Source organism: Allobosea sp. (genome assembly GCF_030694325.1).
Classification (GTDB): domain Bacteria; phylum Pseudomonadota; class Alphaproteobacteria; order Rhizobiales; family Beijerinckiaceae; genus Allobosea.
In genome coordinates, this window is the sequence record NZ_JAUXYO010000081.1 from 1 (window position 1) to 9,444 (window position 9,444).

Consider the following 9,444-nt stretch of genomic DNA (forward strand, 5'->3'; position numbering starts at 1 on the left):
CGAGCGCCATGGCGCCCGCCAGCGCAAAAAGTTTCAGGCTGCCCATGGCAGTGTCCCTCGAGTTTGCGCGGCGCCAAGAACGCAGCCCGCGCGAGTTACCGACAGCCAGACCATGCCGGTAAAATCTTAAACGAGGCTTAACCTTAGGAATTAACCTCAAAAAAGTCTGAACGCGGCCCGAATACTTGCCGGGAGATTAATGGGCGGGGAGGTGTGTGTTGTGCCGGCGTGCGCAGGGCATTGGGAGAAGGCGGAGAGCTTTATAAGCCGACCCTTCAGGAACGGCGCCGTCATCCTGGGGCGAAGCGAAGCTTCGTCCCGGGATCCATCATAGGGCGACGACGGAGCCCTATGATGGATCCCGGCCTGCGCGGCTGCGCCGCTTGTCCAGGATGACGCTCGGGCAGGGGTCGGGCTACCTGACCCTACGCCGCCGCCTTGGTCACGGCATCGACGATGTCGTCGACGGCGCGGATCACGAGGTCGCGGTCGTCGCCCTCCGCCATGACGCGGATCACCGGCTCGGTGCCGGAGGGGCGGATGACGAGGCGGCCGCTCTCGCCCAGCAGCTGGCGCGCCGCCTCGATGGCGCTGACGACCGGCTTCTTCTCGAGCGGCTTGCCATTGGCGTAGCGGACGTTCTTGAGGATCTGTGGCAGAGGCTCGAATGCATGGCAGACTTCGGAGACCGGCCGGTCTTGCCGCTTCACCGCCGCGAGCAGTTGCAGCGCGGCGACCAGACCGTCGCCGGTGGTGCCGAAATCCGACAGGATGATGTGGCCGGACTGCTCGCCGCCGAGGTTGAAGCCATGGCTGCGCATGTGCTCGAGCACATAGCGATCGCCCACTGCCGTGCGGGCGAGGCTGAGGCCCAGCCCCGCCAGATAGCGCTCCAGCCCGAGATTGGACATCACGGTGGCGACCACGCCGGGCTGCGACAGCCGGCCATCCTCCTGCCAGGTGCGGGCGATGACGGCCATGAGCTGGTCGCCGTCGACGACCTGGCCGCGCTCGTCGACGATCAGCACGCGGTCGGCGTCGCCGTCGAGCGCGATGCCGATATCGGCGCGCAGCTCGCGGACCTTGGCGATCAGCGCCTCGGGCGCTGTCGAGCCGACATCCTTGTTGATGTTGAAACCGTCGGGCTCGACGCCGATGGCGATGACCTCGGCTCCCAGCTCCCAGAGCGCCTCGGGCGCGACCTTGTAACCGGCGCCATTGGCGCAATCGATGACGATGCGCAGGCCCTCCAGGCTGAGATTGCGCGGCAGCGTGCGCTTGGCGAACTCGATATAGCGCGCATGGGCGCTCTCGATGCGCTTGGCGCGGCCCAGCGCCGGCGAGGTCGAAAGCCGCGGCGAGAGATCGGAATCGATCAGCGCCGAGATCTCGCTCTCGACCTCGTCGCTGAGTTTGTAACCGTCGGGGCCGAACAGCTTGATGCCGTTGTCCTCATAGGCGTTGTGCGAGGCGGAGATCATCACCCCGAGATCGGCGCGCATCGAGCGCGTCAGCATGGCCACCGCCGGCGTCGGCATCGGGCCGAGCAACATCACGTCCATGCCGACCGAGGTGAAGCCCGCGACCATGGCGTATTCGATCATGTAGCCGGAAAGGCGCGTGTCCTTGCCGATCACGACGCGGTGTCGGTGCGTGCCGCGCTGGAAGGCGAGGCCGGTGGCCTGCCCGACTTTGAGGGCGAGGTCCGGTGTGATCACGCCATTGGCGCGTCCGCGAATGCCGTCGGTGCCGAAATATTTGCGTGTCATGTCGTGTCCGTCCAACCGGGCGAGGAGCCCGCTCGGCTGCGTTTTATAGCGGGAATAGGTTTCCGGCTCGTCACGATTTGTGACGGATCGTAGATGGGGCCAAATCCTCAGCCCTCATCCTGAGGAGCCGCGAAGCGGCGTCTCGAAGGATGCTTCAGGAGGCTCCGGCGCAGGATGGAACATCCTTCGAGACACGCTCCTGCGGAGCGCTCCTCAGGATGAGGGCTGAGAGAAAGCTCACCTCACGCGAAGGCGAGCTGAACCTTCATCGCCCTCGACTTGTCGGCGGCGAGGTCGAAGGCCTCGATCGCGCGCTCGACCGGGATCGTGGCGGTGAGCAGCGGCGAGAGGTCGATCGTCTTCGAGCCGATCATCGCCACCGCCCAGTCGAACTCCTCATGGAAGCGGAAGGAGCCGCGCAGGTCGAATTCCTTGGCGACGACGACGTTCATCGGCAGGGTGAAGTTGCCGCCGACGCCGATCTGCACGATCACGCCGCCCGAGCGCACCACGTCGAAGGCGCCGGCCAGGGCATGCTGGTTGCCCGAGGCCTCGAACATGACGTCGAAGGCGCCCTTCTCGGCGCCGTAGTCCGCCTTCAGCCGCTCCGGCTCCGCCATGACGTTGATGGCGCGGCTGGCGCCCATCTTGAGCGCCGTGGGCAGGGGTCCGTCGACCACGTCGGTCGCGACGATCTCGGCCGCGCCAGCGGCCTTAGCCGCGATGATGGTGAGGATGCCGATCGGCCCCGAACCGGTCACGAGAACGCGCTTGCCGAGCAGCGGGCCGGCGCGCTTGACGGCGTGGAGACAGACGGCGAGCGGCTCGGCGAAGGCGGCCTCGGCCGCGCTGACATGGTCTGCCACCTTCACCGCCTGGCGCTCCTCGATCACCAGCATCTCGCGGAAGCCGCCCTGGACATGGGGGAAGCGCATCGCGCTGCCATAGAACAGCATGTCCGTGCAGTGCTGCTGCTGGCCCATCTGGCAGTAACGGCACTGCCCGCAGGCGCGGCTCGGATTGACCGCGACGCGGTCACCCACCTTGACGCGCGTGACCTCGGCCCCGACGCATTCGATCCGCCCGGCGATCTCATGGCCGAGGATCAGCGGCTCGCGCACGCGGATCGTGCCGAAGCCGCCATGCAGATAGTAATGCAGGTCGGAACCGCAGATGCCGCCGGCCTCGATCCTGACGCGGACCTGGCGCGGACCGGGTTCGCCGACCGCGACCTCGTCGACGCGGAGGTCCTTTTCGGCGTGGATGACGACGGCGCGCATGGCTTCTTCCCCGATGAGGGCTGACGGAGGCCCGACAGCCTCTCCGATATTGTCTAATCGATTGAAAGCTGCTTACCCACTTTCGCCGAGCCGGCGCAATTCGAAAGATGCCGGCGATCCTGTTCGCGAGGTTCCGCCATGTCTCTGTCGCTGTTCAGTCTGGAGGGCAGGATCGCCCTCGTCACCGGCTCCGGCCAGGGCATCGGGCTGGCGCTGGCGGAAGGGCTCTCGGAGGCCGGGGCGCATGTCGTGCTGAACGGGCGCGACGGCGCGAAGCTGGAGCGCGCCGCGCAGGCGATTGCGGCTGCCGGTCGCAAGGTCTCGGTCGCGCCCTTCGACGTCACCGACCAGCCGGCCGTCGAGGCGGGCGTCGCCAAGATCGAGGCCGAGATCGGGCCGATCGACATCCTGATCAACAATGCCGGCATGCAGAAGCGCGCGCCGATCCACGAGTTCCCGGTCGAGGGCTGGCACGAGGTGATGGCGACGAACCTGCACTCGGTCTTCTACGTCACCCAGGCCGTGACGAAGCGGATGCTGCCGCGCAAGCGCGGCAAGATCATCAGCATCGGCTCGGTAATGAGCGAGCTCGGGCGGGCGACGATCATCCCCTATACGGCCTCGAAGGGCGCGGTGAAGATGATGACGCGCGGGCTCGCCGCCGAACTGGGCAAGCATAACATCCAGGCCAATGCGATCGGCCCCGGCTATTTCACCACCGAGATCAACAAGGCGCTGATCGCCGACGAAGCCTTCACCGCCTGGGTCTGCAACCGGACGCCGGCCGGGCGCTGGGGCGAGACCAAGGAACTGGTCGGCGCGGCGATCTTCCTCTCCTCGACGGCATCCGACTACGTCAACGGCCATCTGCTGATGGTCGATGGTGGATTGACCGCGGTGGTGTGAGGGCTCGTGGAGCTCAGACTTTCTCTTCGGCGAGCGGGCGGCCTTCGCGGGCCGCACGCGCCCGTTTCTCGAACTCCTTGCGGATGCCCTCGATCTTCTCCTCGTCGAGTTCTTCGAGATCCATCAACTCCTGACGCGCACCCTCGACCTTGGCGAGCAGCTCGTCGAGCTTGATCTGCATGGCCGCGGTGTCGCGGTTCTGGCTGTTCTGGATGATGAACACCATCAGGAAGGTGATGATGGTGGTCGAGGTATTGATCACCAGCTGCCAGGTGTCGTTGAAGCCGAAAAAGGGTCCCGACAGGCCCCAGATCACGATAGCCGAAACCGCGACGGCGAAAATCTGCGGCTTGCCGGCCCAGCGCGCGGTCGCCTGCGAGAGGCGGGTGAAGAGCGTGCGGTTGGTGAGCGGATCGGAGCGCGATGCCATGACGAAGTCCCCCTGACCCCTGTGGGTCGCGGGTGCAACGTCCGGCCTGTCCTGCGCGTTCCCGGCTCGGCAGGCTCAGTCCGTCGCGCGCTGGGACGCCTGCATCAGGAAGTTACGTACAGCCGGATCGCTGCTCAGGCCGATGGCGCGACCATAGGCTTCGCGGGCGGCTTCATCCTGTCCGGACCGGCGCAGCAGATGCGCCTTGAGCGCCCAGAACGGCTGATAGGACAGGACGTCGCCGGCGGGCAGCGCGGCCAAGGCCGCGAGCCCGGTCTCTGCGCCCGAAGCTTCCGCCAGTGCCGCCGCCCGGCTGACCAGCACCCCGGTCGTCGGCGCGAGCCGGGCGAGCCCCTCATAGAGCCGGGCCAGGGCGGTGGCGTCGGTGCGCCCCGTCACCGCCCGGGCGGCATGGACGGATTGGATCGCCGCCTCGAGCTGGAACGGCCCCAGCGTCGCATGCCGGGCGGCACGCGCCAGCTCGGCTTCCGCCTCCTGGATCAGCGGGGTCGACCAGCGCGTCGTGTCCTGCTCGGCGAGGGGCACGAAGGCGCCGTCCGCCGCCCTGCGGGCCCCGCGCCTCGCTTCGCCATGCAGCATCAGCGCGAGCAGGCCACGCGCCTCCGGCTCCTCGGGCAGGAGCTGGATCACGAGGCGCGCCAGCCAGATCGCCTCCTCCGCGAGGCCGTGGCGCCTGGGATCGGCACCCGCGATGTCGTCCCAGCCGCTGCCATAGGCGGCGTAGATCGCCTGCAGCACGGCATCGAGCCGCCCGGGCAGCTCGGCGCGTTCAGGAATGACGAAGGCGATGCCGGCATCGCGGATCTTGGCTTTGGCGCGCACCAGTCGCTGGCCCAGCGCCGCAGGCGAGGTCAGGAAAGCCTGGGCGATGCGGGCGGCATCGAGGCCCAGCACGACCTGCAACATCAGCGGTGCGCGGGAGGCGGCGTCGATCGCCGGATGGGCGCAGACGAAGAGCAGCTTGAGCCGCTCATCGGGAAAGGCGGCGCCGTCTTCGCGCGCATCCTGCTCCGCCAGCAGGGCCAGGGTCGGCTCCGCCGCCGCGCGAATGCTCTGGCGGCGGCGTCCATCGATCAGCTGGCGACGCGCGGCCGTCAGCAACCAGGCTTCCGGCCGGGCCGGGACGCCGTCCGAGGGCCAGTGGTCGAGCGCAAGCCGGAAGGCTTCCGCCAGCGCATCCTCGGCAGCCGCCAGATCGCGCCAGTCGCGGGCCAGCAGCGAGAGCAGGCGGCCATAGGAGGCGCGGGCGGCGAGATCGGCCGCCCTCCGCGCCGCGTCGGCTCCTGCCTCGCCGGCCATCAGCCGCCCGGCTGCGGCGGGGGCGGCAGCACCGGGCGCACCTCGGTCGAGCCATAGGCGGAGGCCGGGCTGCGCGCCGCCCAGTCCAGCGCGGCGTCGAGGTCCGGCACGTCGATGACGAAATAGCCGCCGAGCTGCTCCTTGGTGTCGGGGTGGGGACCGTCCTGAACCTGGCGCCGGCCGTCGCGTATGCGGACCATGGTGCCGGTGTGTGGCGGCTGCAGCCCCGCGCCGCTGACCACAATGCCGGCCTGGTTGAGCGCGCCGACATAAGCCATCCACGAGCCCCAATAGGCGGGAGCCTTTTCGGGATCGTCGCGCATTCCGAATTCGGTGTCCGTCTCGCGGAAGATGAGCATGTACTGCATGGGGCGAACTCCTCGTCACCTGACGCCGGGGAACCATCCCCCGGCTGCCATGATGACGTCCAGCCCCGGCCGGTTTCGACAGGCGGCAGAAAAAAATTCCGCCGACCGCTCTCAGGCCTTCGCCAGCCGTTGCGCGTGCCAGGCGATATGCTGGGCCATGAAGGTCGAGATGAAGTTGTAGGAGTGGTCGTAGCCTTCGCGCATCTGCAGCTCGAGCGGGATCCCGGCCGCGGCGCAGGCGATTTCGAGCAGCTGCGGCCGCAGGCCCTCGTCGAGGAAGCCGTCGGCGGTGCCCTGGTCGACGAGCAGGTCCTTGACTCGGTGGCCGTCGGCGATCAGCAGCGTCGCGTCATAGGCGCGCCAACTCGCCTCGTCGGGGCCGAGATATTTTTCAAAAGCGGGCCGCGACCAGCCGGCGGTCGAGGGCTGCGCGATCGGCGCGAAGGCGGAGACGGAGGCGTAGCGCTCGGGATTTTTGAGGGCGAGCGTGATCGCGCCATGGCCGCCCATGGAATGGCCGAAGATGCCCTGGCGGGTCATGTCGACCGGGAAATGCCGCGCCACCCGCTCGGGCAGTTCGTCGCGGATATAGGTCTCCATGCGGTAGTTTTTGTCGTAGGGCTCCTGCGTGGCGTCGAGATAAAAGCCGGCGCCGGAGCCGAACTGCCAGTTGCCCGGCTCGTCGGGCACGTGCTCGCCGCGCGGCGAGGTATCGGGGCAGATGATCGCGACGCCGTTGGCGGCCGCGGCGGCGCGGTACTCGCCCTTGTCCATGACGTTCTGATGCGAGCAGGTCAGCCCCGAGAGATACCAGAGCAGCGGAACCGGCCCCTCCTCGCTCTGCGGCGGCAGGAAGATCGCGAAGGTCATCGGGCAGGCACAGGCCGCGCTGTCATGGCGATAGACGCGCTGCGAGCCGCCGAAGGCCTTCGAGGACGAGACGAGTTCCATAAGCGGTTCCTTTTGCTTCTTGCGTCGGCGCCATCCGTACCCTCTTCGTCATCCCGGGCGACCGAAGGGAGACCCGGGATCCATTCCGGAACGGTTCAGGCATGGATCCCGGATTAGCGCGGCTGCCGCCGCTTGTCCGGGATGACGGGGTGTTTCAGTGGCCTATCGATAAGGCCGGAAAGCGGCGCTCAGTACACCACCACGCTGCGGATCGACTTGCCCTCATGCATCAGGTCGAAGCCGTGGTTGATCTCGTCGAGGCTGAGCTTGTGGGTGATCAGGTCGTCGATGTTGATCTTGCCCTCCATGTACCAGTCGACGATCTTGGGCACGTCGGTGCGGCCGCGGGCGCCGCCGAATGCCGTGCCCTTCCAGACTCGGCCCGTGACGAGCTGGAACGGGCGCGTCGCGATCTCCTTGCCGGCCTCGGCGACGCCGATCACGATCGACTCGCCCCAGCCGCGATGGCAGCATTCCAGCGCCTGGCGCATGACGTTGACGTTGCCGGTGGCGTCGAAAGAGAAGTCGGCGCCGCCGCCGGTGAGATCGACGATGGCCTGGACGACCTTGTCGTTACCGACCTCCTTGGGATTGACGAAGTCGGTCATGCCGAACTTGCGCGCCATCTCCTGCTTGGCCGGGTTGATGTCGACGCCGATGATCTTGTCGGCGCCGACCATGCGGGCGCCCTGGATGACGTTCAGCCCGATGCCGCCGAGCCCGAAGACCACGACATTCGCGCCGGGCCAGACCTTGGCGGTGTAGATCACCGCGCCGATGCCGGTTGTGACGCCGCAGCCGATGTAGCAGATCTTGTCGAAGGGGGCGTCCTCGCGGACCTTGGCCAGCGCGATCTCGGGCAGGACGGTGAAGTTCGCGAAGGTCGAGCAGCCCATATAGTGGAAGATCGTTCCGTCTCCCTGGCCGCCATCGCAGGAGAAGCGGCTCGTGCCGTCGGGCATGACGCCCTGGCCCTGCGTCGAGCGGATCGAGGTGCAGAGATTGGTCCGGCGCGAGAGGCAGGACTTACAGCTGCGGCAGTCGGGCGTGTAGAGCGGGATGACATGGTCGCCCGGCTTCAGCGAGGTCACGCCGGCGCCGACCTCGCGCACGATCCCCGCGCCCTCATGGCCGAGGATCGCGGGAAATTTCCCTTCCGAATCCATCCCCGACAGCGTGTAGGCGTCGGTGTGGCAGATGCCGGTCGCCATGACCTCGACCAGGACCTCGCCGGCCTTCGGGCCGCCGATCTCGATGGTCTCGATGGTGAGCGGCTTGCCTGCTTCCCAGGCGACGGCGGCACGGGTCTTCATCGGGCGGTTCCTTCCTCGGTTTTTCGGGTCATTTCAGATAGGGGCGGATCACGCGCATGATCTCGCCGATCTCGGCCGGCTCGCTGGCGCGGGCAGGGTCGTGGGCGTCGTGGTCTCCGCAGGTCTGGCCCATCAGCGTCTCGCGCAGATGGCTTTCCAGCACCTCCGCCATCAGCCCGGTCGCGGCACCGCGCAGCGCCGAGAGCTGCTGCAGCAGGGCGCCGCAGGGCTCGCCGCGCTCGACCGCGGCGATCAGCGCATCGGCCTGGCCGCGGATGCGTTTGAGCCGCGTCACCGCGCGCTTCTTCTCTTCGGGCGTATGCGGCATCGGCTCTCCGATACTGGGGTGGAGTATCGTTGCACTCTTTCTAGAGGCGTCGCCGGTGGGCGTCAACGCGAGCGCACGCGCTGACGGAAAAGGCGGACGCATTGCTGCACCCGCCTCGGTAGATCCATTTCGTGACGCGAGCGTGGCCCGCGCCGGTGATCGTGGTCAGAAGCTGTAGGCCGCCTTCACCTTGACGAGGTGCTGGCTGAAATTGGTCAGGTCGAGATCGCCGGGCTGGCCCTTGGCCTTGCCCGCCACCTGCACGTTGTAGGCGGCCGAGATCGCGAACGCCTTGGTCGCCTGCCAGAACACGCCGGGGCCGGCGAAGGTGGCGTAGCCCGCCTCCTTGCCGAAGCCGAGCGTGTTGTAGGCGCGCTGGTGGCGGACCTCGCCGCTCAGATAGACGCCGTCCAGCACCTGCCAGGCGAGCGAGCCGCCGACCGTGAAGGCCGAGGACCGGCCGTAAGGGTCCGGGCCCGTCCAAGTCATGTCCTGCGAGAGATTGAGCGCGGCGTAGAGCTTACCGGGCACGATTGTCTTGTCGGCGAAGAGGCGCAGGCCCGTATTATAGGTCGTGAAGCGGCCGGCGCCGTCGGGGTCGATCCGGTTGAAGCTCGGGTCGATCACGGCGGTGAGGCCTAGGTGACCGACTCATAACTTCGCAGCCAGATTCGGATTGAAGCGAGTTGGACTGAGGCGAGGAAGTTGTCGTCTCGCTTGTCGTAGCGGGTGGCGACGGCCCTGAAGTGTTTGAGTTTGTTGAAGAAGCGCTCGACGGC

10 protein-coding genes and 1 pseudogene are annotated in these 9,444 nt (G+C 67.5%); 1 reads left to right on the forward strand and 10 read right to left on the reverse strand.

Annotated features, from left to right (window positions below):
- Nucleotides 1-425: 425 nt before the first annotated feature.
- Complete coding sequence (gene glmM, locus Q8M82_RS04630; RefSeq protein ID WP_305690208.1) at nucleotides 426-1,769, reverse strand: phosphoglucosamine mutase; 1,344 nt, start codon at nucleotides 1,767-1,769, stop codon at nucleotides 426-428.
- 242 nt (nucleotides 1,770-2,011) lie between these two features.
- Nucleotides 2,012-3,049: an L-idonate 5-dehydrogenase gene (locus Q8M82_RS04635; protein WP_305690209.1), complete on the reverse strand. Its 1,038-nt coding sequence runs from the start codon at nucleotides 3,047-3,049 to the stop codon at nucleotides 2,012-2,014.
- 138 nt (nucleotides 3,050-3,187) lie between these two features.
- Between Q8M82_RS04635 and Q8M82_RS04640 the strand changes: the two genes are divergently transcribed.
- A complete protein-coding gene (locus Q8M82_RS04640) occupies nucleotides 3,188-3,955 on the forward strand; it encodes an SDR family NAD(P)-dependent oxidoreductase (RefSeq protein ID WP_305690210.1) in 768 nt (255 codons plus the stop codon).
- Between the two features lie 13 nt (nucleotides 3,956-3,968).
- On the opposite strand, the gene Q8M82_RS04645 is transcribed toward Q8M82_RS04640, so the two are convergent.
- The 8 genes and pseudogenes from Q8M82_RS04645 to Q8M82_RS04680 form a co-directional block, all read right to left on the reverse strand.
- On the reverse strand, nucleotides 3,969-4,385 hold the full coding sequence (locus Q8M82_RS04645) for a low affinity iron permease family protein (RefSeq protein ID WP_305690211.1): 417 nt from the start codon (nucleotides 4,383-4,385) through the stop codon (nucleotides 3,969-3,971).
- A 75-nt stretch (nucleotides 4,386-4,460) separates the two neighbouring features.
- The gene (locus tag Q8M82_RS04650; RefSeq protein ID WP_305690212.1) at nucleotides 4,461-5,705 is read right to left on the reverse strand and encodes an RNA polymerase sigma factor; all 1,245 of its coding nucleotides are present in this window, start codon (nucleotides 5,703-5,705) and stop codon (nucleotides 4,461-4,463) included.
- On the reverse strand, nucleotides 5,705-6,073 hold the full coding sequence (locus tag Q8M82_RS04655) for a YciI family protein (protein ID WP_305690213.1): 369 nt from the start codon (nucleotides 6,071-6,073) through the stop codon (nucleotides 5,705-5,707). Before Q8M82_RS04655 ends, Q8M82_RS04650 begins: the two co-directional genes overlap by 1 nt.
- A gap of 111 nt (nucleotides 6,074-6,184) precedes the next feature.
- The gene (gene fghA / locus Q8M82_RS04660; RefSeq protein WP_305690214.1) at nucleotides 6,185-7,024 is read right to left on the reverse strand and encodes an S-formylglutathione hydrolase; all 840 of its coding nucleotides are present in this window, start codon (nucleotides 7,022-7,024) and stop codon (nucleotides 6,185-6,187) included.
- Nucleotides 7,025-7,212: 188 nt separating this feature from the next.
- Entirely contained in the window at nucleotides 7,213-8,337 is a 1,125-nt protein-coding gene (locus tag Q8M82_RS04665; protein ID WP_305690215.1) for an S-(hydroxymethyl)glutathione dehydrogenase/class III alcohol dehydrogenase, read from the reverse strand.
- A 28-nt stretch (nucleotides 8,338-8,365) separates the two neighbouring features.
- The gene (locus tag Q8M82_RS04670) at nucleotides 8,366-8,665 is read right to left on the reverse strand and encodes a metal/formaldehyde-sensitive transcriptional repressor (RefSeq protein WP_305690216.1); all 300 of its coding nucleotides are present in this window, start codon (nucleotides 8,663-8,665) and stop codon (nucleotides 8,366-8,368) included.
- Nucleotides 8,666-8,830: 165 nt separating this feature from the next.
- On the reverse strand, nucleotides 8,831-9,292 hold the full coding sequence (locus Q8M82_RS04675) for a hypothetical protein (protein WP_305690217.1): 462 nt from the start codon (nucleotides 9,290-9,292) through the stop codon (nucleotides 8,831-8,833).
- An 11-nt stretch (nucleotides 9,293-9,303) separates the two neighbouring features.
- Nucleotides 9,304-9,444: pseudogene (locus Q8M82_RS04680) on the reverse strand (IS5/IS1182 family transposase); the annotation flags it as partial.